The 25,570-nt window shown below is 68.1% G+C and carries 23 protein-coding genes; 16 read left to right on the top strand and 7 right to left on the bottom strand.

All coding sequences use genetic code 11. The annotated features are described in order from the left end of the window. The first annotated feature begins 67 nt into the window (after nucleotides 1-67). The 10 genes from EBB59_RS09095 to EBB59_RS09050 all read left to right on the top strand — a co-directional run bounded on the left by EBB59_RS09095 (nucleotide 68) and on the right by EBB59_RS09050 (nucleotide 15,491). On the top strand, nucleotides 68-2,371 hold the full coding sequence (locus EBB59_RS09095) for a nitric-oxide reductase large subunit (protein WP_122101847.1): 2,304 nt from the start codon (nucleotides 68-70) through the stop codon (nucleotides 2,369-2,371). Between the two features lie 79 nt (nucleotides 2,372-2,450). Further along, the gene (locus EBB59_RS09090) at nucleotides 2,451-2,855 is read left to right on the top strand and encodes a DUF2946 family protein (protein ID WP_158601760.1); all 405 of its coding nucleotides are present in this window, start codon (nucleotides 2,451-2,453) and stop codon (nucleotides 2,853-2,855) included. Between the two features lie 65 nt (nucleotides 2,856-2,920). Beyond that, nucleotides 2,921-4,972, top strand: coding sequence for a TonB-dependent copper receptor (locus tag EBB59_RS09085; protein ID WP_122101845.1), 2,052 nt, complete (start codon nucleotides 2,921-2,923; stop codon nucleotides 4,970-4,972). Nucleotides 4,973-5,022: 50 nt separating this feature from the next. Then, complete coding sequence (locus tag EBB59_RS09080; RefSeq protein WP_122101844.1) at nucleotides 5,023-7,362, top strand: TonB-dependent receptor; 2,340 nt, start codon at nucleotides 5,023-5,025, stop codon at nucleotides 7,360-7,362. Between the two features lie 120 nt (nucleotides 7,363-7,482). Continuing rightward, nucleotides 7,483-9,525, top strand: a complete 2,043-nt coding sequence (locus EBB59_RS09075) for a TonB-dependent receptor family protein (protein ID WP_122101843.1) — start codon at nucleotides 7,483-7,485, stop codon at nucleotides 9,523-9,525. Nucleotides 9,526-9,723: 198 nt separating this feature from the next. Next, nucleotides 9,724-10,959 carry an NnrS family protein gene (locus tag EBB59_RS09070; RefSeq protein WP_122101889.1) on the top strand — a complete coding sequence of 412 codons (1,236 nt, stop codon included), beginning with the start codon at nucleotides 9,724-9,726 and terminating at the stop codon, nucleotides 10,957-10,959. 7 nt (nucleotides 10,960-10,966) lie between these two features. Continuing rightward, nucleotides 10,967-11,368: a SirB2 family protein gene (locus EBB59_RS09065; RefSeq protein WP_122101842.1), complete on the top strand. Its 402-nt coding sequence runs from the start codon at nucleotides 10,967-10,969 to the stop codon at nucleotides 11,366-11,368. Between the two features lie 71 nt (nucleotides 11,369-11,439). Further along, nucleotides 11,440-13,365, top strand: coding sequence for a pyridoxal phosphate-dependent decarboxylase family protein (locus tag EBB59_RS09060; RefSeq protein WP_122101841.1), 1,926 nt, complete (start codon nucleotides 11,440-11,442; stop codon nucleotides 13,363-13,365). Between the two features lie 54 nt (nucleotides 13,366-13,419). Then, nucleotides 13,420-14,496, top strand: a complete 1,077-nt coding sequence (locus EBB59_RS09055) for a PLP-dependent cysteine synthase family protein (protein ID WP_122101840.1) — start codon at nucleotides 13,420-13,422, stop codon at nucleotides 14,494-14,496. Nucleotides 14,497-14,591: 95 nt separating this feature from the next. Continuing rightward, the gene (locus tag EBB59_RS09050) at nucleotides 14,592-15,491 is read left to right on the top strand and encodes a hypothetical protein (protein ID WP_122101839.1); all 900 of its coding nucleotides are present in this window, start codon (nucleotides 14,592-14,594) and stop codon (nucleotides 15,489-15,491) included. A gap of 74 nt (nucleotides 15,492-15,565) precedes the next feature. Here the strand turns inward: EBB59_RS09050 and EBB59_RS09045 are convergent, their stop codons facing one another. The 6 genes from EBB59_RS09045 to EBB59_RS09020 all read right to left on the bottom strand — a co-directional run bounded on the left by EBB59_RS09045 (nucleotide 15,566) and on the right by EBB59_RS09020 (nucleotide 20,297). Beyond that, nucleotides 15,566-16,789: a beta-ketoacyl synthase N-terminal-like domain-containing protein gene (locus tag EBB59_RS09045; protein WP_122101838.1), complete on the bottom strand. Its 1,224-nt coding sequence runs from the start codon at nucleotides 16,787-16,789 to the stop codon at nucleotides 15,566-15,568. Then, nucleotides 16,789-17,304: a 3-hydroxyacyl-[acyl-carrier-protein] dehydratase FabA gene (gene fabA / locus EBB59_RS09040; RefSeq protein ID WP_122101837.1), complete on the bottom strand. Its 516-nt coding sequence runs from the start codon at nucleotides 17,302-17,304 to the stop codon at nucleotides 16,789-16,791. Before fabA ends, EBB59_RS09045 begins: the two co-directional genes overlap by 1 nt. A 101-nt stretch (nucleotides 17,305-17,405) precedes the next feature. Next, nucleotides 17,406-18,644, bottom strand: coding sequence for a TCR/Tet family MFS transporter (locus EBB59_RS09035; RefSeq protein WP_122101836.1), 1,239 nt, complete (start codon nucleotides 18,642-18,644; stop codon nucleotides 17,406-17,408). Between the two features lie 55 nt (nucleotides 18,645-18,699). Then, nucleotides 18,700-19,335, bottom strand: coding sequence for a DUF2239 family protein (locus tag EBB59_RS09030; protein ID WP_245979208.1), 636 nt, complete (start codon nucleotides 19,333-19,335; stop codon nucleotides 18,700-18,702). Further along, on the bottom strand, nucleotides 19,332-19,946 hold the full coding sequence (folE, locus tag EBB59_RS09025; protein ID WP_245979206.1) for a GTP cyclohydrolase I FolE: 615 nt from the start codon (nucleotides 19,944-19,946) through the stop codon (nucleotides 19,332-19,334). Before folE ends, EBB59_RS09030 begins: the two co-directional genes overlap by 4 nt. 33 nt (nucleotides 19,947-19,979) lie before the next feature. Further along, nucleotides 19,980-20,297 (bottom strand): hypothetical protein, encoded by a 318-nt coding sequence (locus EBB59_RS09020; protein WP_122101835.1) that lies wholly within the window; start codon nucleotides 20,295-20,297, stop codon nucleotides 19,980-19,982. 283 nt (nucleotides 20,298-20,580) lie between these two features. On the opposite strand from EBB59_RS09020, the gene EBB59_RS09015 reads away from it, so the two are divergent. Genes EBB59_RS09015 through EBB59_RS08990 form a run of 6 tightly spaced genes read left to right on the top strand, consistent with a single transcriptional unit; the run spans nucleotide 20,581 to nucleotide 24,753 of the window. Then, nucleotides 20,581-21,366 carry an ABC transporter ATP-binding protein gene (locus tag EBB59_RS09015; RefSeq protein WP_122101834.1) on the top strand — a complete coding sequence of 262 codons (786 nt, stop codon included), beginning with the start codon at nucleotides 20,581-20,583 and terminating at the stop codon, nucleotides 21,364-21,366. Next, a complete protein-coding gene (locus EBB59_RS09010) occupies nucleotides 21,363-22,115 on the top strand; it encodes an MlaE family lipid ABC transporter permease subunit (protein ID WP_122101833.1) in 753 nt (250 codons plus the stop codon). Before EBB59_RS09015 ends, EBB59_RS09010 begins: the two co-directional genes overlap by 4 nt. Before the next feature lie 28 nt (nucleotides 22,116-22,143). Beyond that, nucleotides 22,144-22,671, top strand: a complete 528-nt coding sequence (gene mlaD / locus EBB59_RS09005) for an outer membrane lipid asymmetry maintenance protein MlaD (RefSeq protein WP_122101832.1) — start codon at nucleotides 22,144-22,146, stop codon at nucleotides 22,669-22,671. Continuing rightward, nucleotides 22,668-23,333: an MlaC/ttg2D family ABC transporter substrate-binding protein gene (locus tag EBB59_RS09000; protein WP_122101831.1), complete on the top strand. Its 666-nt coding sequence runs from the start codon at nucleotides 22,668-22,670 to the stop codon at nucleotides 23,331-23,333. Before mlaD ends, EBB59_RS09000 begins: the two co-directional genes overlap by 4 nt. Then, nucleotides 23,320-23,613 (top strand): STAS domain-containing protein, encoded by a 294-nt coding sequence (locus EBB59_RS08995; RefSeq protein ID WP_122101830.1) that lies wholly within the window; start codon nucleotides 23,320-23,322, stop codon nucleotides 23,611-23,613. Before EBB59_RS09000 ends, EBB59_RS08995 begins: the two co-directional genes overlap by 14 nt. Before the next feature lie 42 nt (nucleotides 23,614-23,655). Next, on the top strand, nucleotides 23,656-24,753 hold the full coding sequence (locus EBB59_RS08990; protein ID WP_122101829.1) for an MlaA family lipoprotein: 1,098 nt from the start codon (nucleotides 23,656-23,658) through the stop codon (nucleotides 24,751-24,753). Between the two features lie 113 nt (nucleotides 24,754-24,866). On the opposite strand, the gene EBB59_RS08985 is transcribed toward EBB59_RS08990, so the two are convergent. After that, on the bottom strand, nucleotides 24,867-25,430 hold the full coding sequence (locus EBB59_RS08985; protein WP_122101828.1) for a hypothetical protein: 564 nt from the start codon (nucleotides 25,428-25,430) through the stop codon (nucleotides 24,867-24,869). Nucleotides 25,431-25,570: the final 140 nt, after the last annotated feature.

Below are 25,570 nucleotides of genomic sequence, written 5' to 3'. Positions count from 1 at the left end.
CCTGCGTCAGCGACACTTTCCGACCACTGGCGGGAGGATGGCCGCACTTTCAAGGAGGCTCATCATCATGTCCACCACCAAACGTCTCTGGCTGGGGCTGGCGGCGCTACTCATCGCCAGCTTCGGCATCATGCTGTGGCTGGGCGCGGATCTGCACCAGACCGCGCCGCCAATTCCCAAACGCATCGTCACCAAGCAAGGCGAGGTGCTCTACACCCGCGCCGACATCGAGCGCGGCCGCCAGGTCTGGCAGAGCATCGGCGGCCAGCAGTTGGGTTCGATCTGGGGCCACGGCGCGCTGATCGCACCCGACTGGTCGGCCGACTGGCTGCACCGCGAGGCGATGGCGCTGGCCGAGCTCGATGCGCGCGCCGAGACCGCCGAACCCTACGCCATGCTGGAACCGGTCGAGCAGGCGCGCATCCAGGCGATCCTGAAGCCGCAGATGCGCCGCAACACCTACGACGCGGCCAGCGGCGATCTGGTGGTGAGCGACCTGCGCGCACAAGCCATCTCGCAGGTGGCCGCGCACTACCTCAGCCTGTTCTCCAACGATCCGGCGACCAAGGCGCTGCGCGAAACCTACGCCATGAGGGACAACACGGTGCCCGATGCGGAGCACCGCCGCGCGCTGAGCGCGTTCTTCTTCTGGACATCGTGGGCGGCCAGCACCGACCGCCCGGGCGAGAACCGCACCTACACCAACAACTGGCCCTACGAGCCGATGATCGGCAACACGCCGACCTCCGGCACCTTCATGTGGTCGATGTTCTCGATCCTGTTCATGATCGCCGGCATTGGTCTGCTGGCCTGGCATTACGCGGTCTGGCACGGCAAGGAAAAACCCGTGACCCCACCCGCGCGCGACCCGCTCATGGGCCTGACCATCACGCCCTCGATGAAGGCCACCGCCAAGTACTTCTGGGTGGTGATCGCGCTGTTCCTGGTGCAGATTCTGCTCGGCGCCACCACCGCGCACTACCAGGTGGAAGGCCAGGAAGCCTACGGCCTGAAGATCGCCGAATTCCTGCCGTATTCGCTGACGCGCAGTTGGCACACGCAACTGGCGGTGCTGTGGATCGCCACCGCGTGGCTGGGCACCGGCCTCTACATCGCGCCGGCGATCTCCGGGCACGAGCCGAAGTTCCAGCGCGCCGGCGTCAATTTCCTGTTCGTCTGCCTGCTCGTCATCGTGATCGGCGCCTTCACCGGGCAGTGGTTCGCGGTGATGCAGAAGCTGGGCCTGGAGAAGAACTTCTGGTTCGGCCACCAGGGCTGGGAATACGTCGACATCGGCCGCTTCTGGCAGGCGTTCCTGTTCGTCGGGCTGCTGCTGTGGCTGACGCTGGTGGGCCGCGCGCTGTGGCCGGCGCTCAAGCGCCGCGACGAAATGTCCTCGATCGTCGGGCTGATGTTCCTCTCCACCATCGCCATCGGCCTGTTCTACGGCGCCGGTCTCATGTGGGGCGAGCACACGCACATCTCGATGGTCGAATACTGGCGCTGGTGGGTGGTGCACCTGTGGGTGGAAGGCTTCTTCGAGGTGTTCGCGGTCGCGGTGATCAGCTTCCTGTTCGTCAAGCTGGGGCTGATCCGCGGCAAGTCGGCCACCATCAACGTGCTGTTCGCCACCATCGTCTACATGGCCGGCGGCGTGCTGGGCATGTTCCACCACCTGTACTTCGCCGGCACCACCACGGCGGCGGTCGCGCTCGGCGCCAGCTTCTCGGCGCTGGAAGTGGTGCCGCTGGCGCTCATCGGCCTGGAGGCCTACGAGACCTGGAGCCACAGCCGCGCGGTACCGTGGATGGCGCGCTACCGCTGGCCGATCATGTTCTTCCTGGCGGTGAGCTTCTGGAACCTGGTGGGCGCGGGCCTGTTCGGCTTCCTCATCAACACCCCGCTCGCGCTCTACTACATGCAGGGTCTCAACCTCACCCCGCTGCACGGACACACCGCGCTGTTCGGCGTGTACGGCATGCTCGGCATCGGCCTCATGCTGTTCTGTCTGCGCGGCCTCAAGCCCGACGCGCTCTGGCACCCGCAACTGCTGAAAGGTTCGTTCTGGGCCTTCAACATCGGCCTGATGCTGATGGCGCTGCTGACCTTGCTGCCGCTGGGCACGCTGCAATTACAGGCCGCGCTCGACAACGGCTACTGGTACGCCCGCTCGGCCGAGTTCATGGGCAAGCCGATCATCGATGTGCTGGTATGGATGCGCATGCCGGGCGATCTGATCTTCAGTCTGGGCGCGGTGTTGCTGGCCTGGTTCGTGGCGCGGCACTGGATCATGCCGAAGGCCGATCCGGCTTACGACAAACCGGCCGACGCCGAAGCCATCGCCAAGGCTATTTCACAAGACACGGTATGAGGTGATTTGCGTCAAACATCGCCAGCATCACTGCGGCGATAATATGGGCCGGGGCGGATTGACGCCCCGGCCTTTTTCGATGCACAGACTTCGCTCCCCCTCTCCGTTGACCGCGCTCGCCCTGCTGGCGATGCTGCTGCTGGCCGGGCTGCCCACGCTGGGCCGGCTTTACCAGTCGGCGCAATCCGGGTCGCCACCGGTGGTCGCACTGTGCACCGTGGAAGGGCTGAAGCAGCTCGCGCAGCCGTTCTGGACAGCGGCCGGCGATACCGGCCAGCCCCACGGCGCGCCCGCCGGCGAACGCCTCGCGCACGATTGCGAATACTGCCCGCTGCTGGCCGGGCTGACGGTGCTGGTCCTGCTGATCCTGGGCCTGCGCGCATTGGCGCCGGCCTCGCCGCTTCCGCTCTGGCGGCATGCCCGGCCGGCGCTCCGGCGCCATCCCTCGGGACTCGGCTCGCGCGGCCCGCCGATCCCCCTCTGACACCGCCTGCGTTTTCCCGCGGCGCGGCCTCGCGCCGTGCCTGTTCGCGTGTTCGGAGCCATTCCATGTCCTTTTCCTCATTCCGCCCCACGGCGCGCCGCGCGCGCCTGGCCTTGGCCGTTGCCTGCGTGCTTGCCGCCCCGGCGTATTCGCGGGAATCCCCCCCCGCCGCCGGCCAGGACGACGACGAAACCCCCGTCTTCACGACCGTGATCGTGATCGGGCAGTCGCCGGTCTTTTCCCCCGAGACCACATCCGACCCCAAGCAATCGCGCAGCCCCATGCCCGCCAGCGACGCGGCCGACTACCTCAAGGTCGTGCCCGGCTTTTCCGCCATCCGCAACGGCGGCAGCAACAGCGATCCGGTACTGCGCGGAATGTCCGGCTCGCGGCTCAACATCGTCGATGACGGCGGCGCGCTGCACGGCGCCTGCCCGTACCGGATGGACAATCCGCTCTCCTACGTTTCGCCCGACGCCTACGACCGGCTGACCGTGCTCAAGGGCCCGCAGAGCGTGCAGTGGGGGCCGGGCGCCTCGGCCGGCACGGTGCGCTTCGAGCGCGACCGCGAGCGCTACGACACGCTCACCACCCGCTTCGACGCCAATGCCATGGCCGGCAGCGCCGGCCGGCGCGACCTGGCGATCGACGGGCTGATCGGGCAACGCGAGGGCTACGTGCGGCTGGCCGGCAACCGCACCGAATCCGACGATTACCGCGACGGCGGCGGGCAGATCGTGCCTTCGGCCTGGAAGAAATGGAACACCGATGTCAGCCTCGGCTGGACCCCGGGCGAACACACGCTGCTGGAAATCTCCGCCGGGCGCGGCGATGGCCAGGCCCGCTATGGCGGACGCGGCATGGACGGCTCGCAGTTCCTGCGCCAGCGCCAGGGCCTGCGCTTCGTACAGGAATCGCTGCCGGGCGTGCTGGAACGGCTGCGCATCGACCTGTACCGCAACGACGTCAACCACGTCATGGACAACTACACCCTGCGCACCCCCAACCCGAACAGCATGATGTCGATGCCGATGGCCGCGCAGGTGCGCCGCGACACCCGTGGCGGACGCCTCGCGCTGGACTGGGCGGCAACGCAGTGGAAGGGCACGGTCGGCCTAGACTTCCAGCGCAGCCGCCACACCCAGCGCATGGGCATGGGGCGCGGCACCTACCTGCAACGGCCCTGGGAACACGACGCCGACCTCGGCAATACCGGCCTGTTCACCGAAATCACCTGGCTGCCCGACGATGACGCGCAATGGGTCGCCGGCGTGCGCCACGACCGCGCGCGCGTCCGCGACCTGCGCCTGAAGGCGTGGAACCCCACCGCCGGCCAGCGACGCGACGCGGGCTTGAACAGCGGCTTCCTGCGCTACGAATACGGCCGCCGCGGCGCGCTGCAAGCGTTCGTCGGCCTTGGCCACAACGAACGCATGCCCGATTACTGGGAGCTGTTCTCCGCCAAGAACGGCCCGGTGGGCAGCCCCAACGCCTTTGCCGGCACCCGGCCGGAGAAGACCACCCAGCTCGACGCCGGCCTGCAATGGCGCAGCCAGCCGCTGGACGTCTGGGCCAGCGCTTATCTCGGGCGCGTTTCCGACTATCTGCTGTTCGATTACGACAGGGGTTCGCGCGTGCGCAATATCGACGCCCGCATCCACGGTATCGAGGCCGGCGCGGAATGGCGGCCGGCGGCCGGATGGGCGCTGGGCGGCACGCTGGCCCAGGCCTGGGGCGCGAATCGCAGCGATCGCACCTGGCTGCCGCAGATGGCGCCCCGGCAGTTGCGCCTGCATGCCGGCTGGTCGGGTGAGCGCTTCAGCACCAACGTGCAGTGGCGCGGCGTCGCCGCCCAGCGCCGGGTGGCGCTCGGCCAGGGCAACGTGGTGGGCCGCGACCTGGGGCCATCGGCCGGGTTCGGCACCGTCGCGCTGAGCGCTGGGTGGAAGTTCGACCATGGCGTGGAACTCACCGGCGGCATCGACAACCTGTTCGACCGCCGCTACAGCGAGCACCTCAACCTCGCCGGCAGCGCGGATTTCGGCTTCCCGGCCGACCCGGTCCGCATCAACGAGCCGGGCCGCAGCCTCTGGCTGCGCCTTTCCTTCAAACACTGAAATCCCTCTCCATCGCCGCGCCCCGCGCGCGGCCCAACCGGAGCTTTCCCATGAAAGACGAAAACCTTGCCCGATTACCCATTGCGAACCCGCGCACCACGCGTATCGCGCGCGCGGTGTGCGCCGCGCTGCTGTGTTCGATCGCCATGCCGGCGCTGGCCCGGCAGTCCACGCCGGACGACGAGGACACATCGCGAAATCTCGACCGCGTGATCGTGATCGGTTCCATCCCCAAACCCATGCCGATCAACACCGGCGAGGTGAGGGACGCCACGCTCGACGCGCGCCGCGCCGCCGCCCGCGACACCGCGCAGCTCCTGGCCGACGTACCCGGCGTCAGCGTGCAGAACGCCGGCGGCGTATCGGCGCTGCCGTCCATCCACGGCCTCACCGGCGACCGCAACCGGGTGCAGGTGGACGGCATGGACATCCTCGCCTCCTGCCCCAACCACATGAACCCGCCGCTGTCCTACATCGCGCCATCCGGCGTCGGCGCGATCAAGGTGCATGCCGGCATCGCCCCGGTCAGCGCCGGCGGCGACAGCATCGGCGGCAGCATCCAGGTGCAATCGCTGCCGCCGCGCTTCGCCGATGACGGCGGCGGCTGGCAGTTCGGCGGCCATCTCGGCGCGCAGTACCGCAGCAATGGCGATGCCCGCAGCGCCAACGCCGCGCTGACCCTGGCCAACGCCGACTGGAGCCTGGGCTATGAAGGCTCGGTGGCGCATGCCGAAAACTACCGCGCCGGCGGCGACTTCCGCGCGTTCACCGACTCGGGCCGCGAGGGCCACGACATCCGCCGCGACGAAGTGGGCTCCAGCGCCTATCTGGTGCGCAACCAGAAGCTGACGGCCGCCTTCCGCCACGACGCGCACCTCGTGCAGGCCAGCTTCGCCCGCCAGGAAATCCCGCGCCAGGGCTATCCCAACCAGCGCATGGACATGCTGGCCAACACGCAGAACCGCTGGCAGCTCGCCTACCAGGGCGATTTCGGCTGGGGCGCGGTGGAAGCGCGCGTCTGGCAGGAGCGCCTGCGCCATTCGATGGGCTTCGGGCCGGATCGCCAATATTGGTACGGGAGGCAATCGATGGTGCCCGGCACGCAGGATTACACCCGCCCCTGTTCCCCGATTGGCCCGGCGTGCGCCGCCGACATGCCGATGGAAACCGCCAGCCGCACCCGCGCCGCCACCCTGGCGATGAGCCTCAACCTGCGCGAGGCCGACGTGCTGCGCCTGGGCGCCGAATGGCAGCAGTACGCGCTGGACGACTGGTGGCCGCCGTCCGGCGGCGGCATGTGGCCGGACAGCTTCTGGAACATCCGCGACGGCCGGCGCAACCGCGCCTCGTTCTACGCCGAATGGGAAGGTCGCTTCTCGCCCGCGTGGAGCGCGCTCATCGGCCTGCGCCACGACGTCATCCGCACCCGCGCCGGCACGGTGCAGGGCTACGACACCGACCCCGCCCCGCCCGGCTCCTACATGATGACCGCCCGCGACGACGCCGCCTTCAACGCCGGCCCGCGCCACCGCCGCGACCGCCACTTCGACGCCACCGCGCTACTGCGCTGGACGCCCGCGAAGACGCTGGACATCGAGGCCGGTCTCGCCCACAAGACCCGCACGCCCAATCTCTACGAGCGCTATGCCTGGTCGACCTGGGCGATGGCGGCGATCATGAACAACACCGCCGGCGACGGCAACGGCTACGTCGGCAACCCCGAACTGGCCCCGGAAAAGGCCACCACCGCCGCGATCAGCCTCGACTGGCACGGCGAGGGCAGCCAGCCGTCGCATCGCCTGCGGGTGACGCCGTGGGCCACCCGTGTCGATGATTACGTCGATGCCCTCATGCTGCCCCTGCCCCGCAACGGCCGCCCCAACCAGTTCAACGTGCTGCGCTTCGCCAACCAGTCGGCGCGCCTGTACGGCGTCGATCTGGCCGCCGACGCGCGGCTGGCCGAAGGCGATTTCGGCCGCTTCGACCTCAAGGCCATCGCCAACTGGCAACGCGGCGAAAACCGCGACACCCGCCAGCCGCTCTACAACGTGATGCCGCCGAACGCGCGCCTCACACTGGGCCACCGCCTCGGCGGCTGGGAAAGCGGCATCGAACTGCAAGGCGTGCAGGCCAAGACCCGCGTCTCGACGGTGCGCAACGAAGTGCCGACGCCGGGCTACGGACTGCTGCATCTGCGCGGCGCCTACACCTGGAAGCAATGGCGCTTCGACCTCGGCGTGGAAAACGTCTTCAACCGCCTGTACGCGCTGCCGACCGGCGGCCTGTACCTGGGACAGGGCCGCACCATGGGCATCAACGCGATCGCCTGGGGCATCCCGGTTCCGGGGCCGGGCCGTTCGTTCTACGCGGCGGTGAAGTGGTCTCTGTAAGCACCTGTTCGCGGTCTCCGTCCACCCCGCGCGGGCGGAGACCGCGAAGTGAACCGTCGAGCGACGCCCCCCCATCTCGCAAAGACGAAGAAACTTTAAAGAACACAGAAGACACATTCCATGGAACATCGTTTTTCGCTTTCACTCTGCGCGGTGGCCGTGGTCGGCGCGCTGGGGCTTGCCCAGCCCGCGTCGGCGCGGCCTCCCGTGTCCCTGTCGAGGGTCGAGGTCCGAGGCTCCGCATCGACGGACGCCCAGGCCGCCAAGGCGCTCGAAGAATCGAGAGCGGCGCTGGCCAAGCGCGCCGGCGCCACCGCCGTCATCGATGCACGGAGCTATCTCGACGGCCGCGCGGCCACCGCCGTCGACGCCCTGGCCTACGCGCCCGGCGTGCTGGCGCAGACCCGCCACGGGCAGGACGCGCGCCTGTCCATCCGCGGCTCCGGCGTTCAACGCGGCTTTCTCCTGCGTGGCATCCAGCTCTACCAGGACGGCATCCCCCTCAACCACACCGACGGCGCCGGCGACTTCCAGGCGATCGACCCCGTCGCGACGCGCCACATCGAAATCTGGCGCGGCGCCAATGCCTTGGAATACGGCGCCAACGGCCTGGGCGGGGCGGTGAACTTCGTCTCGCCCACCGGCCTGACCGCGCCAGCGGCCGCACTGCGCGTACAGGCCGGCGCCTTCGGCCAGCGCCAGGCGCACGCCCAACTGGCCCACCAGGGCAAACGGATGGACGGCTTCGCCAGCCTGAGCCACAGCGAGCAGGACGGCTGGCGCGAGCAATCCTCGTACCGCACCGGCCGTTTTTCGGGCAACCTCGGCGCGCGCCTGTCCGACGGCCTCGAACTGCGGGGCTTCCTTTCCTACGTCGATTCCGCGCTACGGATGCCAGGCAGCCTCACGCGCGCGGCGATGGACGCCGATCCGCGCCAGGCCGCGCCACGCTACGTGTCGCTTAATGCCCGCAACGACTACACGCAGACGCGCGGCGCGCTCCGGCTGGACTGGCAGCCCGATGCCGATCTGCGCTGGACGACATCGCTCTACAGCAGCGGCCGCGACCGCTTCCACGCCATGGTCTTCGGCATCCTCCAGCAGGATCTGCGCAACACCGGGTTGGATTCCCGGCTAGCCGCCGAATTCGGCACCCAGGCGCTCACCCGCCGGCTCGTGACGGGCTTTTCCAGCAGCCGGATGTCGGGCGAGGAACGGCGCAACAGGAACGTCGATGGCGGCCTTGGCGCCCCCACCGGCCGCAATCGGCTTAACGCCCGGCAGCACACGCTCTATGGCGAATACACCCATGGCTTGAACGCGCGCTGGGCACTCCAGGCCGGCCTGCAAGTCATGCGCGCCAGCCGCAAGCTGGACAACCTGACCATGCCGGCATCGAGCTACGACGTGAAGTTCAACGGCACCTCGCCCAAGCTCGGCGTGCTCTACACCGCCTCGCCCGCCTCGCAATGGTTCGCCAACATCAGCGGCAGCTATGAAGCCCCTCCGTTCGGCGAGGTCATGTACCGGCCGGCGAACCCGCTGGCCAAGGCCCAGGGCGCCACCACGATGGAACTGGGCTGGCGCGGCCGTAACGACCGCTGGAACTGGGACGCCGTGCTCTACCGCGCCAACGTGCGGCGCGAACTGCTGTCCCTCACCGACGCCAGTGGCGTGGCCCTGGGTACGGTCAACGCCGACCGCACGCTGCACCAGGGCGTCGAATTCTCCGCGACCGGCACGCTGGCGCCGGGATGGGCGCTGCGCGGACAGTACCTCTACAACGATTTCCGTTTCGACGGCGACCCGGTCTACGGGCGCCGCCGCCTGGCCGGCATTCCCCCGCACCTACTGCGCACCGAGCTGCAATGGCAAGCCACCAGCCGCCTCAAGGTCTCGCCAAGCCTCGACTGGCAGCCTTCCCGCACCTGGGTGGACCATGCCAACACCGTCTCCGCCGACGGCTTCGCGCTGCTCGGGCTCACGCTCGACGGTGAATTCGGCGGCGGCTGGAAATGGTTCGTGGAAGGACGCAACCTGACCAACCGCAAATACGTGGCCACGACCGCCGTGCAGGCCAACGCGCGGGGCCGGGATGGCGCCTACTATTTCCCCGGTGACGGTCGCGGCATCTACGCCGGCCTGACTTGGCGAACCCCATAGGCCGGCGGCAAGTTCATGATGATGGCCGAAGCGCCCTGTCGTAGCGGGGCGCTTCGACGCGCCGGGCCGTATCCCGCGCGCCGGGCCTGGTCGGCGATCCAGTCCGGGCGGCCCCGGCGCACGTCGCCCATCCATGTTCTCGCCACCACCTGACCTGCATCAATGCGGCTCCGGCATGGCGGCGGCCAGACTGTCGCCATGTCGCACTTCCCGCACGACCTCTCGCCGCGCTGGCTGGCCGCCGCGCCCCATCGGCTGCTGTTCTTCGTCGGCGCGCTCAACGTGCTGCTGGCGATGGCCTGGTGGACCTGCTGGCTGATCGACGCCCGCTGGCCGCCGGGCCATCTGCCGCCCGCCCCCGTGCATGGCGGCTGGGTACACGCCATCGTCATGCAGTACCAGTTGCTGCCGCCGTTCATGTTCGGCTTCCTGCTGACCGTGTTCCCGCGCTGGATGGGCCTGCCGGAATTGAAGGGCTGGCATTACCTGCCGGTCGGCATCGGCCTTTTCGGCGGGCAGTTGGCGGTCATCGGCGGCATGTTGACCGGCCGCGACGTCGGCGTCTGGGCGGGCTGGCTGATGGCGCTGGCCGGCTGGGCCTACGGGTTGGCGCAGCTCGCGCGGGTGCTGCTGGCCGAGCGCCGCGCCGGCCGCGGCCCGACCTGGCATGCGGTGTCGTGCTTCGCCGCGATGGCGTTGGGCCTGGCCGGGCTCGTCCTGGCGTTGGCCTTCCTTTACACCGGCCACGCCCGGGCGATGTTCTTCGCCATCAAGCTCGGCACCTTCGGCCTGCTGCTGCCGGTCTACTTCAGCGTGGCCCACCGCATGTTCCCGTTCTTCGCCGGCAACGTGGTCAAGAATTACCTGCCGTGGCGGCCGCTGTGGCTGCTCTCGGCATTTTGGGCGCTGTGTCTTGCCCACCTGGCGCTGGAGCTCTCGCATGCGTATCCGTGGCTGTGGATCGTCGACCTGCCGATGGCGCTCCTGACCGGCTACGTGCTGTTTCGCTGGTGGCCGCGCAACGACGCCCCCGGCCTCCTCTGGGTGCTGTTCATCGGCTTCGCCTGGCTGCCGCTGGCCTTCGCGCTATACGCGATGCAAAGCGCGCTGCTGGCGACCACCGGGGAATTCCTGTTAGGCCGCGGCCCGGCGCACGCGCTCTACGTCGGCTTCTTCGGCTCGCTGCTGGTGGCGATGGTGACGCGGGTAACGCAGGGCCATTCCGGCCAGCCGCTCACGATGCCGAAAGCCGGCTGGTTCGCCTTCGCCCTGCTGCAACTGGTGGCGGCCGTGCGGGTGATCGGCGAAATGCTGCCCGATGCCGCCCTGTGGCAGGCCATCGCCGCGCTGGGCTGGCTCATCGCCTTCCTGCCGTGGGTCGTGCGCAATGCCGGCATCTATCTGCGCCCACGCCGCGACGGCAAACCCGGATAATGGCGCGATGATCGAATTCTATCCACAGATCAAATCCGCCCATGTCCACCTAGTGATGTCGTCGGTCGCGCTGTTCGCGCTGCGCGGCGGCTTCTCCCTGTTCAGCGCGCGCTGGCCACGCCATGCCGCGGCCCGCTATGCGAGCTACGCGATCGATACCGCCCTGCTGACTTCCGGGGCCATGCTGCTGACCATCCTGCCCGGCGCGCTGTTCGCCAACGGCTGGCTAGCGGTCAAGCTGGGGCTTCTGGTGGTCTACGTGGTCTTCGGCATCCTGTCGATGCGCGCATCCTTCCCGCGCGCCCGGCGGCTGGGCTTTTACCTCGCCGCGCTCGCCACGGTGTTCTGGATGTACGGCATCGCCCGCCTGCACCATCCGCTCGGCTGGGCGCTGCGCTGGTTTGGCTGACATCTGATCATTCTCAACCCGCGCCCCGCCATCGCCGCGATAATCGCCGCCCACCCGCCACGACTCGCGCGATGAACACCCAAGCCCCAGACGACGCACCCGGCCTGCTCGACGCCTGCTTCCTCGGCCCCTACGGCGAGAACGACGGGCTGCTCGAAAAACTCGTCGTCGAGTTCCTCCGCGATCACGTCTACTGGCGGCGCAACTTCCACCCCGAAGACCCGCCGGCGATCCCCACCGACGCCGCGTTCGCCCCCGGCTACCGCGCCTTCGAAGCACGCCTGCGCCGCGAGCTGCACGCGCTTTCGGCCGCGCTGAAGAAATCGGTGCCGTTCCACAGCCCGCGCTACATCGGCCACATGGCCAGCGACCTGCTGCTGCCGGGGCTGGCCGCGCAGATCCTCACCCTGCCCTACAACCCCAACAACGTCAGCGAGGACGCCGCGCCCGTCACCGTCGATCTGGAAGTGGAAGTCGGCCTGCAACTGGCGCGGATGGTCGGCTACCCGCACGACCCGGAGATCGACGCATGCGCCTTCGGCCACCTCACCTCCGGCGGCACGCTGGCCAATTACCAGGCGCTGCGTCTCGCCCTGGCGCTGAAGGCGTTCCCGGTGGCCTTGCGCGCGGCCGGCGTGCCGGAGATCGGCGTGCCGGAAGACGACTGGGCCGCGTTCAACCTCGGCCCCCCCGCCGCCACTGGACTGGTCAGCCGCTGGAAATCCTGGCTGGCCACGCTGCCGCCGCGCGAACACCGCGCCTGGAAAGCGAAGGTGGAAGCCGAGCGCATCGAACGCCGTGGCCTGGTGGATTTCTTCGCCATCCATCCCGAACTGAAGGTGCCCTGGGTGCTGGCGCCGATCACCGCGCATTACTCCTGGTCGAAGGGGATGAAACTACTCGGCCTGGGTCGCGCGCAACTCAAGCTGATGCCCGAGCGCGAGATGCGGCTGGACATCGATGCGCTGCGCGAAACCCTGGCCGGCTGCTGCCGCGCGCGGCAGCCGGTGCTGATGGCCGTCGGCGTGTTCGGCACCACCGAATACGGCACGGTCGATCCGATCGACGGGCTCGTCGCCGCGCGCGACGCGGCGCTGTCCGATGGCCTCGGCTTCTCGGTGCACGTCGACGCCGCCTGGGGCGGCTACCTGGCCACCCTGTTTCGCCGCCCAGACGGCTCGGCGCGCCCGCGCGAGGAAGTGGCGCGCGACTTCACCCACTTCCCGAGCGCCGGCGTGCACGCGGCGGCGGCGGCCCTGGCCGAGACCAACTCGATCACCATCGACCCGCACAAACTCGGCTATCTCCCCTACGGCGCCGGCGCCTTCCTCTGCCGCGACCACCGGGCGATGGCGTTGCTGGCCGAATCCGCCGATTACGTCTTCCACGACCACGCCCGGCGCGGCTACCGCGCCCGCTACCGCAACCTCGGCCAGTTCATTCCCGAAGGCTCGAAACCCGGCGCCAACGTGGCCGCGGTCTACGTCACCCACAAAGTGCTGCCGCTCGACCATGCCCACTTCGGCTTGCTGCCCGCGCAAACGGTGAAATCGGCGGAAGCCTTCCACGCCGCCGCGCTGGCCTTCGCCGAACGCGTGCGCGAGCGGGCGCGCGTGATCGTGCCGTTCCCGCCCGACAGCAACCTGGTCTGCGTGGCCTTCAACCCCGCCGGCAACCGCCGCATCGAAATCGCCAACGCCTTCGCGCGCCGTCTGCACGACGAACTGCGCATCGATCCCGGCACGCCGTTGCAGGACCGCAGCTTCTTCGGCTCGGCCACCACGCTCAGGCCGCGGGCGCTGGGCGAGGCCGGGATGCGCCGCATCCTCGACGCGCTCGGCCTGGATGCCGCCGCGCCCGAGGACGCCGAGGATCACCTGGTCATCCTGCGCCACACGCTGATGAACCCGTGGCTGATCGACCGCCACAACGGCATCAGCTACATCGAGCTGTATTTCCGCCACCTGGAGAAGCGGATCGCCACGCTCGCCACCTGAAATTCGGCCGCCATGAACGGTGGATAATGGCGCATCGCCACCGCAGAGTCCGCCATGTCCCCACAACAGGAACGCCAATGGGTGGCCGATGCCATCGCCGCGCTCAAGCGCGAATCCGCGCGCTCGGCCGACACCCACCTGCTGCACATGAATTTTCCGGGGTTTCCCGGCATCGATTTCTATCTCAAGGACGAAGCCGCGCACCCCACCGGCAGCCTCAAGCACCGCCTCGCCCGCTCGCTGTTCCTCTATGCGCTGTGCAACGGCCGCCTGATGCCGGGACAGGCGGTGGTCGACGCCTCCTCGGGCAGCACGGCGATTTCCGAAGCCTGGTTCGCGCGCCTGCTGGGCCTGCAATTCACCGCGGTGATGCCCGATTGCACCGCGCCCGGCAAGATCGAAGCGGTGCGCGCGCTGGGCGGACAATGCGACCTCACCCCGCCGGGCAAATGCACGCAGGAGCGCGCGAAGGAAATCGCCGCCACCGGCGCCTGCTTTCTCGACCAGTTCGGCCTGGCCGAACGCGCCACCGACTGGCGCGGCAACAACAACATCGCCGAATCGATCCTCGGCCAGTTGCAACGCGAACCGCATCCGGCGCCGGCATGGATCGTCTGCGGCGTCGGCACCGGCGGCACCTCCGCCACCATCGGCCGCTACCTGCGTTACCGCGGCCTGCCCACGCGGCTGTGCGTGGCCGAACCCGCCGGCATGGTCTACGCGAAAGCATGGCCGACGCACGACCGCGCCGCGCACGTCGATTGCCTCAGCCTGATCGAAGGCATCGGCCGGCAGAACGTGGAGCCGAGCTTCCAGTTCGGCGTGGTCGATGAAGTGATCGAAGTGCCGGACACCGCGTCCATCGCCGCGATGCTCTTGCTCGAAACGCTGCTCGGCTTCCGCTACGGCGGCTCTTCCGGCACCAACCTGGTCGCCTGCCTGCGACTCGCCACGCTCATGAAACAGGCCGGCGAGACCGGCAGCATCGTGACCTTGCTGTGCGATCGCGGCGCGCGCTACCGCGCCACGCTCTACGACGAAGACTGGCGGCGCCGGAAGCGGATCGACCCCGCCGCCTGGCGCGATGCACTGGAAAACAGCCTGGAAACCGGCATTCTCGCCACCCCCTGAAGCGCTGGCCGGCGCGCATGCGCGTCGAGGCAATGTCGATATCCGCGTCACCCCCTTGTGGTTAAGGTGAGGCCATCGACCCTCAGGAGGACGCCATGCCCGTCAACTTCACCAAGGCCCAGGCCAGTAAGCTGCTCACCGTCTCCGAGATGAAACTCCACGAGGAAAGCCGCATCGCCATGCTGCGGAAATTCTCGGCCAGCCAGCTCGACCGTCGCATCGAACGCACCCGCGCGTTGCGCGACAAGGCCCGCGACCAGTTGCAACGCCAGCGCGTGGCCCAACGCGAGAAGACCGGCAGCAAGCGCGGCCTGTCCGGCACGGCCAACCAGCAGCGCAGCAAGGACAAGATCGCGCTGATCGCCGACATCCTCAAACGCTTCGAAGGCCAACTGAAGATCGCCCGCAAGAATGAGAAAGCCGGCATCGTGCCCACCCGCGCACCGGCGCGGCGCGCCACCCGCAAGGCGGCGATCGCCAAGGCCAAGGCGCCCAACAAGGATTTCACCGCCTCGCGCATGCGGGCGAAGAACCGCGCGGAAGAAGAAGCCGGCAGCGCGATGAAAGCACGCAAGACCGCCAAGAAGACGGCCAGGAAAGCCGCGGGCGAGACCGCCGCCAAACCCACGGCCAAAAAAACCGCCCGCAAGACGGTGGCGAAAAAATCGCCCGCCGCCAAAACGCCCGTTGCGAAGAAAGCGACGGCGAAGAAGGCCAGCCCCGCCCCCCGCACGAGCGCAAAAACCGTTGCGAAGAAAACCGCCGCCAAGCGTCCCGCCAACACGCCCGTGGGTGGCAAGACCGGTGGCAAGCGCACCGCCAGCGTAAAAGCGCTGAGCGAAGCCGGCCAGAACGTGCGGGGCGGCTTCCCCAACCCCCGCGCCCACGACACCGCGCAACAGCGCGCGTTTCAGGAAGCGCGCAGCCGGCCGATCCAGGCGCACATCAGCTCGCAAGACCGCCGCCAGCAGGCCAAGCGCGACGGTCGCGGTTGAACCGTATCGGCGATGCAACGAAGAAGCGCCCCAACCGGGGCGCTTCTTCGTTGGCGGCATGACGATCGGCCCGATCAGACCCGTCCGAACACCAATGTGGCATTGGTGCCGCCAAAGCCGAAGCTGTTCGACATCACCGTATCGAGCGTGGCCTCACGCGTCTGGCGCAGGATGGGGAAGCCTTCGCAAGCCGGGTCGAGCGCATCGATGTGGTGCGAGGCGGCCATGAAACCATCACGCATCATCAGCAGGCAATAGATCGCCTCATGCACACTGGCCGCTCCCAGCGAATGGCCGGACAGCGCCTTGGTCGAGGACAGCGGCGGCACGGCATCGCCGAATGCCTCGCGCACCGCCTTCAACTCGGTGACATCGCCCAGTGGGGTCGAGGTGCCGTGGGTGTTGAGGTAATCGATGGACCGATCGAGACCGGCCATCGCCATGCGCATGCAGCGCACCGCGCCCTCGCCGTTCGGCGCCACCATGTCGGCGCCGTCGCTGGTGACGCCGTAACCGAGCAGTTCGGCATGGATGCACGCGCCGCGCGCCACCGCGTGGCGGTATTCCTCCAGCACCAGCATGCCGCCGCCGGCGCCGATCACGAAGCCGTCGCGGGCCACGTCGTAAGGGCGCGAGGCGCGCGCGGCATCCGCGTTGGCATGCGTGGACAACGCGCCCATCGCATCGAACATGCAGCTCATGCCCCAATGCAGTTCCTCACCGCCGCCGGCGAAGACGACGTCCTGTGCGCCGTGGCGGATCAGATCCGCCGCCGCGCCGATGCAATGCGCCGACGTGGCGCAGGCCGCCGAGAGCGAATAGCTGACGCCCTTGATCCGATACGCCGTCGCCAACGCGGCCGACACCGTGCTGCACATCGTGCGCGGCACCATGTAGGGGCCGACCTTGCGCACGCCTTTCTCGCGCATCAAGTCGCCGGTGGCGATCTGCCACTCGGCCGATGCGCCGCCGGAACCGGCGATCAGGCCGACGCGCGGGCTGGAAACCGCCTCGGGCGCGAGGCCGGCATCGTGGATGGCCTCTTCCATCGCCACGCAGGCGAACGCCGCGGCATCGCCCATGAAGCGCTTCCGCTTGCGGTCGATGCGGGCGTCGAGATCGATGTCGCAGACCCCGGCCACCTGCGAGCGCAGGCCGATGTCGGCGTATTCCGGCACGAAGCGGATACCGCTCCTGCCCACGCGCAACGCCGCCGAAACCGTCTTTCCATCGTTGCCGAGCGGCGAAACGATGCCGAAGCCCGTCACCACCACACGGCGCGGCGAAGAATCCGCCATCAGAACGACTCCGTGGAATTGAACAGACCCACGCGCAATTCCTTGGCCGTGTAGATTTCGCGGCCATCGACCAGGGTGCGGCCATCGGCGATCACCAGCCGCAGCCGGCCGCGCAGCACGCGGCGGATATCGATTTCGTATTGCACGCGTTCCGCCTTCGGCAGGATCTGCCCGGTGAACTTGACCTCGCCCACGCCCAGCGCGCGGCCTCGCCCGGACTCACCGAGCCACGGCAGGTAGAAGCCGGCCAGTTGCCACATCGCATCGAGTCCCAGGCAGCCCGGCATCACCGGATCGCCTTCGAAGTGACAGGCGAAGAACCAGAGCGCCGGGCTGATGTCCAGCTCGGCGCGGATCACGCCCTTGCCGTGCGCGCCGCCGGTCTCGGCGATCCCGGTGATACGGTCGAACATGAGCATCGGCGGCGCCGGCAGGCGCGCATTGCCGGGGCCGAACAGCTCACCACGCGCGCAGGCCAGAAGCGCGTCGCGGTCGAAGGATGAAGCGCGGGTCATCGGCGCGATCCTGCGTCGGAGAAGTCAGTTCACGAGTGTAGACAGCCAATGCCGCAGTGCGCTTCGGTACGGAGATGCCGAAACTGAACCGTCATGCAGACTCACGACGAAAGTCGATACCTGCGTTGGTGCCAGAGCGCGATGCCCAGCGCGATGGCCAGCAAGCCGCCGGCGATGAACCAGGGCATGCCCGGCAGTTCGGCCGGCGCACCCGGGCCGATGAAGCGCGCGAAGGCTTCGGTGTAGAGCTTCGGCCCGACGATCCCGGCCAAGCTGATCAAGCTGGCCATCGCGCCCTGGATGCGGCCCTGCACATCCACCCCCACCTCGCGCGTCACCAGCGCCTGCGCCGCCGGCCCGGCAAAGCCCCAGAACGCCATCACCGGGATCGCCGCCATGAACATCCAGCCCAGTGGCGCCAGCCCATAAGCGAAGAAACCCAACGTGCCGCAGGTCAACCCCAGGATCAACGCATTGTGCTCGCCGATCTTCGGCACCACCCTCCGCACCAATCCGCCCTGCACCAGCGCCGAACACACCCCGACCACCGCCAACACCTGCCCGACCACCATCGGCCCCCAGCCGTAGCGGTAATCCGCGTACAGCACGAACACGTTGGGATAGACGTAATGGGCGAGATTCGACAACAGCAGGATCGCCACCAGACCGAACAATTGCGGATAGCGCAGGATCAACTTCACCGAGCCGACCGGATTGGCCTGGCTCCACTGGAAACGCGCGCTGCGACGCGCCTTCGGCAACGATTCCGGCAACACCAGCAGGCCGTAACAGAAGTTGAGCAGGGCCAGGATCGCCGCGCCCCAGAACGGCCAGCGCAGGTCGAAACACCCCAGCCAGCCGCCCATCATCGGCCCCACCACGAAGCCAAGGCCGAAAGCCATGCCCATCATGCCGAAGGCGCCGGCACGCTTCTCCGGCGGCGTGACGTCGGCGATGTAGGCATTGGCGGTGCTGAAGCTGGCCGAAGTCACCGCCGAAACCATCCGGGCGATGAGCAGCCACGACAGGCTGGGCGCCAATGCCATCAGGATGAAATCGAGACCGAGCCCCAGGCAGGACAGCAGGATGACCGGACGACGGCCGAAGCGATCCGACAGCGCGCCCTGGACCGGCGCGGCGAAGAACTGGATCGCCGCGAACATCGCCCCGAACGTACCGACCCAACGCGCGGCGACGGCGGTATCGCCGCCGACGAATTCCTCCAACAGATGCGGCAACACCGGAATGATCAGGCCAAAGGCCAGGATGTCGATCAACACGGTGATGAAGATGAACACCAACGCCGCGCGGCGCACCGGCTGGACGGGAGAATCGGTCATGGTTCCGGTGGCTCGGAGCGGGATGGCAGCCGGTTATTTTGCCTCTCCCGCCGGGTCAATGACGCCAGACGCCGGCGGCCAGCATGCCGGCATGCTCGCGCAGGTCCTCGGGCCAGCCGTTCAGCGCGGCCTCGAAACCGGGCGCATCGCCGGCGAACAACGCGCGCGCGGCCTCCTCGAAGCCTGGCCGCTCAGCACCGACGGCGAGAAGGAAGCGCCAGGTACGCGCCTGCCCCGCCCGCGACGGATCGGTGGCCGGATCGGCGCCGCGCGCGGCATCCACCAGCCGACGGATCGCCAGCGAGGCTCCGCCCGGCTGGACGCTCAGCCATTGCCAATCGGCCGGCAGCAAGGTCACTTCGCGGGCCACCACGCCCAGCCGTGGCCGGCCGCGCCCACGCTTCGGCGGCTCCGGTTCGGCGGCCCGGGACGCCGGCAACTCGCCACGGCTGAGCCGCTGCACGATCTCGGCCGCGCTGCCGCCGAGATCGAGCGCGATCGGCCGCGCATCACGGTCGTCGAACACCCGCAGACGGCCCTCGGGGCGCGCCACCAAGGCATCGCGGGCACGCAGCGCGACGTGGCGCAATTCGCCGGCGGCGATGCGGTCATCGTCGAGGAAGGCGGTACAGCGCGTCCCAGGGCGCAGCCGGCCCGCTGGCGTCGCCCCGGATGACGACCCCGCGGTCAACGCCGGCCGTTCTCGATGAAACTCAGGAATTCCTTGCGGGTACGCGCATCCTCACGGAAGACGCCCAGCATGGTGGACGTCACCATGCTGACGCCGCGCTTGTGCACGCCGCGGGTGGTCATGCACTCGTGCGCGCCTTCCACCACCACCGCCACCCCGGCCGGCTCCAGCGCGCGCTGGATGCAGTTGGCGATCTGCGCGGTCATCTTTTCCTGCACCTGGAAGCGGCGAGCATAGGCATCCACCACCCGCGCCAGCTTGCTGATGCCGACCACCCGGCCGCTCGGCAGATAGCCGACGTGCACCCGGCCGATGATCGGCGCCATGTGGTGCTCGCAATGGCTTTCGTACTCGATGTCGCGCAGGACGATCATCTCGTCGTAGCCGCAGACCTCCTCGAAGGTGCGGAGAAGGTACTCGTCCGGGTCGATGGCATAACCGCTGAACCAATCGCCATAGGCCTTGACCACCCGTTTCGGGGTATCCAGCAAACCCTCGCGGGCCGGGTCCTCGCCGGCCCAGCGCAACAGGGTGCGAACGGCTTCCTCCGCATCCTCGCGGCTAACGCCGTGACGCAGGTCGGAGACGGTGGGAGATTTGGAGGCGCTCAAGTGTGCGGGTCCCGCGAGAGTGGGCCGGTCATGTTAGCAGCGGGGCGGCGGCGGCACCTCGTCGGCAACCGTGTGGAAAGCACCGGGCTGGCGGCTTTCGATGAACTGCCAGGCGTCAATCACCGCCTCGCGCGCTTCGCTCCAACCCAACCGCGATTCGCCCGCGACCCGCGGCCAGTCCTCGGCCAGACGCGCCTCCACCTGCTCGAAACGGCAACCCGGACACGAAATCCAGCAATCCAGCGCGTAGGCATAGGCCGGCGCGTAATCGCGCCAATAGCGGCCGCTGGAGAAGTACGGCGCGTGACGGAAATAATGCTGAAAATGCTGCTGGTACTCGGCCTTGTTCATCGGGATCGGAGAATGGGACGCACCACCGCGCCAGCCTGCTTTCCTCTTTACTTTTGCTCTTGGCGGGACGGTACCCGGTCACGATCGCGCCAGCCTAGTCCGTGGCCCGCCCGATCACCATGAAAATCCCCGAAGCCCCACAGGCACGTTCAGTCCCCGCGTGGATTCGGCAAGGCCGCGTGAGGACACGCCCCCCCGGTCAACGCAAGCGCCCAAGCGGGCCGCCATTCAGGCGACAATACGCATCCTGTGGCGTTCCGCGAATGCCCCCTCCCGCCTGCCCGTGACCCCATCCCCCGCCCCCGCCGTGCTGTTGGATGACGTACGCCTCGCACGCGGCGGCCGCACCATATTGGACAACGTCCGGCTGAAAGTGCCCGTCGGGGGCGTGACCGCGGTGCTCGGCCCTTCCGGCAGCGGCAAGTCCACCCTGCTCTCCGCCCTGACCGGCGAGCTGCCCCCGGCCACGGGCCGGGTCGAGGTCTTCGGCCAGCCGGTGCCGCGCCAGCCACGCGCGCTGCTGGCCATGCGCAAACGCCTGGGCGTGCTGTTGCAGGGCAATGGCCTCCTGACCGACCTGACCGCCGCCGAAAACGTGGCCTTGCCACTCAAGACGCACACCGACCTGCCGCCCGAGGTGATCGACGCGCTAGTGACGATGAAGCTGCACGCGGTGGGCCTGCGCGCCGCCGCCCATCTGTATCCGCGCGAACTCTCCGGTGGCATGGCCCGGCGCGTGGCGCTGGCGCGCGCCCTGGCGCTGGACCCGCCGCTGATGATCTACGACGAGCCCTTGACCGGCCTCGACCCGATCGCCTCCGGCATGATCATGAGCCTGATCGACCGGCTGAACCGCACGCTTGGTCTGACCAGCATCATCGTCACCCACCACGTCCACGAAACACTGCCGATCGCCGACCACGCGGTGGTGATCGCCAATGGCCGCATCGTCTTCGACGGTACGCCCAACGCCTTGCAGCGCAGCGACGATCCGCTGGTGCGGCAATTCCTCGAAGGCGCGCCGGACGGCCCGATCGCTTTCGACAGCCCGGAAAGGCGCGCCGCGTGAAGGCGCTGCTCGCATTCGTGCGCCGGGTCGGTCAGGCCGGCTTGTTCGCGCTGGCCGTGTTGCGGGCTTCCAAACCCACCGCCGACCTGTTCGCCGAGCTCATCCGCGAAATCTACAAGATCGGCGCGCGTTCGCTGCCGATCATTGCCGTTGGCGGCGCGTTCGTCGGTCTTTCGGTGGTATTGCTGGGCTGGCGGGCGCTCGATACCTACGGCGCCAGCAACCAGGTCAGCCTGATGCTGGGCCTCGGCCTGTACCGCGAACTGGCCCCGGTGTTGACCGCGCTGCTGTTCATCGGTCGCGCCGGCTCCTCGGTGGCGGCCGAACTGGGGCTGATGCGCGCCACCGACCAGATCACCGCGCTCGGCCTGATGGCGATCGACCCGGTGGCGAAGGTGGTGGCGCCGAGGTTCTGGGCCTCGGTGATCTCGGTGCCGCTCCTGACCGGCTTCTTCGTCGCCTTCGCGCTCCTGGCCGGCTGGTTCGAAGCGGTGCAGGTGCTGGGCCTCGATTCCGGCACCTGGTGGCAAGTGATGAAGGACGCGGTGGATTTCCGCGAGGACTTCCTTGGCGCCTTCGTCAAGGCCGGGGTCTTCGGCGCCACCTCGGCGCTGGTGGCGGCCTATGTCGGCTTTCACTCCGAACCCACCATCGAGGGCACCTCGGTGGCGACCACCCGCGCGGTGGTGAACGCCTCGCTGCTGGTGCTGATGTTCAATTTCGTGCTCTCGGCGCTGATGTTCCGATGAGCCTTCCGATTCCCCATGAGGTGATGCGATGAGCCTGCGCGGCCCCCGTCTCGAATTCGGCGTCGGCGCCTTCCTGCTGCTGGCGCTGGCCACCCTGCTGGTACTGGCGGTGACTTCCACCAACGGCAAGTTCCCGCTTGGCGGCGGCGGCCACTATCCCCTGAAGGCGCGCTTCACCAGCATCGGCCAGTTGCGCGTCAACGGCCCGGTGCGGATCGGCGGCGTCAATATCGGCAAGGTGGCCGATATTCAGCTTGACCCGGTTAAATACGACTCCATCGTCACTCTGGCCATCGACAACAAGTTCAAGGACCTGCCCGCCGACACCACCGCCGGCATCTTCACCAGCGGCCTGTTGGGCGAGGCTTACATCGGCCTGCAACCAGGCGGCGACCAGGAAACATTGAAGGCCGGCGAGGAAATCGCCTTTACCCAGCCCGCGGTCGATCTGCTGCAACTGGCCGGCAAATACATGTTCAGTGGCGGCACCGATACATCCACATCACCCAGCGCCGAAGAGTCTCACTCCGATTCCCAGATGGAACCTGCCCAATGAGCCGTTCTCTTTCCCTCGCCATCGCCGCTTCGCTGCTCCTCATCACCACGCCACCACACGCCCGGGCACAGGCCAAGCCGGTAGTTCACGCCGCGCAGGCGCAGAACATGGTCGGCAGCCCGAGCAAGCTGGTCCTGGACAACTCCACCCGCGTGTTGACCACGCTGGAAACCCGCCGCGCGGAGTTCACCAAGAACCGTGGCGCCCTGCGCAGCTTCATCAACAGCGAATTCAACCAGATGTTCGACCGCGACTACGCGGCGCGCCTGGTACTGGGCCGCCACGCTCGTGGCGCCTCGGATGCCGACGTCAAGCTGTTCGCCGACGCGCTGGCCGATAACCTGATGCAACGCTACGGCTCCTCACTACTCGACTTCAACACCCGGCTGCGGGTGCGAATCAAATCCGAAACCGCCCTACCGGGCAACCGCGGCGTGCGCGTGGCCAGCGAAATGCTGCGTGCCGGCGGCGAGCCGATCCCGGTCGATTACCTGTTGCGCAAGGTCGGCAACCAGTGGCTGGTGTTCGACGTGATGGTGGAAGGCGTGTCCTTCGTGCAGACCTTCCGCAACCAGTTCGACAACCCGCTGACCCAGCGCGGCATTCGCTCGGTCGCGGCCGAACTGAAATCCGGCCGGATCCAGGCCGATGCCAAACACTGAGACCCATACGTTGATCCGGCATGGCGACGCGCTGGTGTTCGGCGGGGCGCTGACGCGTCCCGTCGTCGCGTCCGCCTGGCGGGAGGCGCTGACGCTTCTTCCCGGCGCGGCACGGCTCGACATCACCGCGCTAGCCGCGATCGACAGCGCCGGTCTGGCCCTGCTTTCAGCGCTCTCCACCCGTGCCGGCGGCCTCGCCATCGATGGCCTTCCGCCGGGCTTCACCGAGCTGCGCGATGCCTACCGCCTCGATTCCCGCCTCACCTGCGCTATCGGCTAAGCGCTCGTGGGGGACCATCCGTCCTTCTTTCCCTTTCTCTCGATGCGTGTGACCTTCCGCCCCGTTTCCGCCTTCGGTCTGAGTCTGGCCCTGCTGCTCTCGGCCTGCGCCGGGCAGTCCACGCACACGCCACCGCCCGTCGAAGCGCCGCCGACGCACGCCGCGCAAACCTCCATGACGGCTGAAGCCGTGGCCGTCGATCCCACCCAAACGCCGACCGAAGCCACCGGCGCTTTCATCCCGGACGGGACGAAAGGAACGGAAGCCGCCCGCACCGCCGCCGGGCAAGCCACGCCGGCACCCGATACGAAGCCCGCCGCTCCTACCGAACCCCCCGCGCGCAGCAGCGCCGAAGACGATTTCAACGCGCTTTACGGCCACCCCGAATACGATCCAGTGGCCGACCCCAACCTGCCGCCGGGCGTCGAGCTGCCCTCCAGCTACGATCCGTGGGAGCCGCTCAACCGGCGCATCCACGCGTTCAACCGCTTTGTCGACAGAACCATCGCCACCCCGCTGGCACGCGCCTACGTCACCGTGGTACCTCGCCCGGTACGGCTCGGCATCCGCAACTTCTTCAACAACCTGGGTCAACCGGCCAGCGCGGTCAACGCCCTGTTGCAGGGCCGGCCCGGCGATGCGGGCTTCGCCGCCCTGCGCTTCCTGGTCAACACCACCATGGGGCTTGGCGGCCTGTTCGACCCCGCCAGCCGGATGAACGTTCCCTACGTCAACGAAGACTTCGGGCAGACGCTGGCCATCTGGGGCTGGCGCCGCTCACGCTATCTGGAGCTGCCACTGTTCGGCCCTCGCACCGTGCGCGATGCCTTCGGCATGGTCGGCGACGCGCCGCTGTCGGCAGTACGGCACATCGAGCAGGACAAGGTGCGATTTTTCGTGCAGGGGGTGCAGTTGGTCGACATCCGCGCACGATTGTTCTCGATCGACAGCATGCGCGAGGGCGTGGCCGACGAATACGCGCTTTACCGTGACGCCTGGCTGCAACGCCGCCAATACCAGATCACCTCCAGCCTCCAGCAGAACCAGCGCGAGGACGATGGCCTGCCGGACTATCTGCACGAGCCGGAGGACAACCCGACGATACCGGCGGACATGATCCCGATCCGCATCGAGCCTTGAAAGCGGAGCACGAACACCACGCATCGCCCGGTATTCATCGAAACATCCGCGTGCCGCGTCGCGCCCCGGCCAAGCCACGCGGCGCGTGACTTGGCCGATCAAGCCCCCGCTCGTCACTTCACCAGCACGTATTCGCCATTTTTGCCGTAGCGTTCGGGGGTCTTGCCCACACGTGCGCACAAGGCTTTCCCGCAGCGATTCAGCGTGCCGGAACGCGTGGCGTCCAGGATGTCGCGGCCAAATTCGGCACGCTGGAGCTCCTGATGATTCTTCCAGACCAAGTAGCTGCTGCCACCGGCCGCCAGCATCGACCCGATGAGCAGCGCAGCGCCGGAAAGCCACACCACGGCGCGATGCGTAGCCTGCAACGCCTTCGTCTGCGCGTGCAATACCTGGCTTGCGTTCTGCGCCGAACGAACTATCTGCTCCAATTGCGCCACTCCGGGCCCAATACCTTCGCGCACGCCATTTTCCATCGCACCCCGGCTTTCGGTACGCACCGTCGATACCACACGCTGCGACAACTGCCGGATTTGCGCATCGATACCCTGGGCCGAATGCGCCATCGATTGGCCATTGCGTTCCATCGTATCGGCCATGTGCCGGGCGCGTTGTTCCAGTGCATCGGTAAATGCACTCAACCGCAACGCCAGTTGCTGGATTTCCCTCGTCCCCATATTCCCTCCCCTCTTTGCTGTGAATCACATTCTCATGACCGGCCCGCGCGGGGTTTCGGCTTGCTGTTGCTGCCGGTTCAACGCCTCGGCTATCTCCCGCTCGCGCGCGGCCTGCTGCTCCAGGTTGTATGCCCGGCCTT

Origin of the sequence: Solilutibacter pythonis (assembly GCF_003697345.1) — a bacterium.
GTDB classification, from domain to species: Bacteria; Pseudomonadota; Gammaproteobacteria; order Xanthomonadales; family Xanthomonadaceae; genus Solilutibacter; species Solilutibacter pythonis.
This window is presented reverse-complemented; position numbering and strand designations above follow the sequence as displayed.

What these genes read in the sequence shown, in the direction of transcription:
- EBB59_RS09095 (WP_122101847.1), top strand. Translation starts at nt 68, where the DNA reads ATGTCCACCACCAAACGTCTCTGGCTGGGGCTGGCGGCGCTACTCATC.
- EBB59_RS09090 (WP_158601760.1), top strand. Translation starts at nt 2,451, where the DNA reads ATGCACAGACTTCGCTCCCCCTCTCCGTTGACCGCGCTCGCCCTGCTG.
- EBB59_RS09085 (WP_122101845.1), top strand. Translation starts at nt 2,921, where the DNA reads ATGTCCTTTTCCTCATTCCGCCCCACGGCGCGCCGCGCGCGCCTGGCC.
- EBB59_RS09080 (WP_122101844.1), top strand. Translation starts at nt 5,023, where the DNA reads ATGAAAGACGAAAACCTTGCCCGATTACCCATTGCGAACCCGCGCACC.
- EBB59_RS09075 (WP_122101843.1), top strand. Translation starts at nt 7,483, where the DNA reads ATGGAACATCGTTTTTCGCTTTCACTCTGCGCGGTGGCCGTGGTCGGC.
- EBB59_RS09070 (WP_122101889.1), top strand. Translation starts at nt 9,724, where the DNA reads ATGTCGCACTTCCCGCACGACCTCTCGCCGCGCTGGCTGGCCGCCGCG.
- EBB59_RS09065 (WP_122101842.1), top strand. Translation starts at nt 10,967, where the DNA reads ATGATCGAATTCTATCCACAGATCAAATCCGCCCATGTCCACCTAGTG.
- EBB59_RS09060 (WP_122101841.1), top strand. Translation starts at nt 11,440, where the DNA reads ATGAACACCCAAGCCCCAGACGACGCACCCGGCCTGCTCGACGCCTGC.
- EBB59_RS09055 (WP_122101840.1), top strand. Translation starts at nt 13,420, where the DNA reads ATGTCCCCACAACAGGAACGCCAATGGGTGGCCGATGCCATCGCCGCG.
- EBB59_RS09050 (WP_122101839.1), top strand. Translation starts at nt 14,592, where the DNA reads ATGCCCGTCAACTTCACCAAGGCCCAGGCCAGTAAGCTGCTCACCGTC.
- EBB59_RS09045 (WP_122101838.1), bottom strand. Translation starts at nt 16,789, where the DNA reads ATGGCGGATTCTTCGCCGCGCCGTGTGGTGGTGACGGGCTTCGGCATC.
- fabA (WP_122101837.1), bottom strand. Translation starts at nt 17,304, where the DNA reads ATGACCCGCGCTTCATCCTTCGACCGCGACGCGCTTCTGGCCTGCGCG.
- EBB59_RS09035 (WP_122101836.1), bottom strand. Translation starts at nt 18,644, where the DNA reads ATGACCGATTCTCCCGTCCAGCCGGTGCGCCGCGCGGCGTTGGTGTTC.
- EBB59_RS09020 (WP_122101835.1), bottom strand. Translation starts at nt 20,297, where the DNA reads ATGAACAAGGCCGAGTACCAGCAGCATTTTCAGCATTATTTCCGTCAC.
- mlaD (WP_122101832.1), top strand. Translation starts at nt 22,144, where the DNA reads ATGAGCCTGCGCGGCCCCCGTCTCGAATTCGGCGTCGGCGCCTTCCTG.
- EBB59_RS09000 (WP_122101831.1), top strand. Translation starts at nt 22,668, where the DNA reads ATGAGCCGTTCTCTTTCCCTCGCCATCGCCGCTTCGCTGCTCCTCATC.
- EBB59_RS08995 (WP_122101830.1), top strand. Translation starts at nt 23,320, where the DNA reads ATGCCAAACACTGAGACCCATACGTTGATCCGGCATGGCGACGCGCTG.
- EBB59_RS08990 (WP_122101829.1), top strand. Translation starts at nt 23,656, where the DNA reads ATGCGTGTGACCTTCCGCCCCGTTTCCGCCTTCGGTCTGAGTCTGGCC.
- EBB59_RS08985 (WP_122101828.1), bottom strand. Translation starts at nt 25,430, where the DNA reads ATGGGGACGAGGGAAATCCAGCAACTGGCGTTGCGGTTGAGTGCATTT.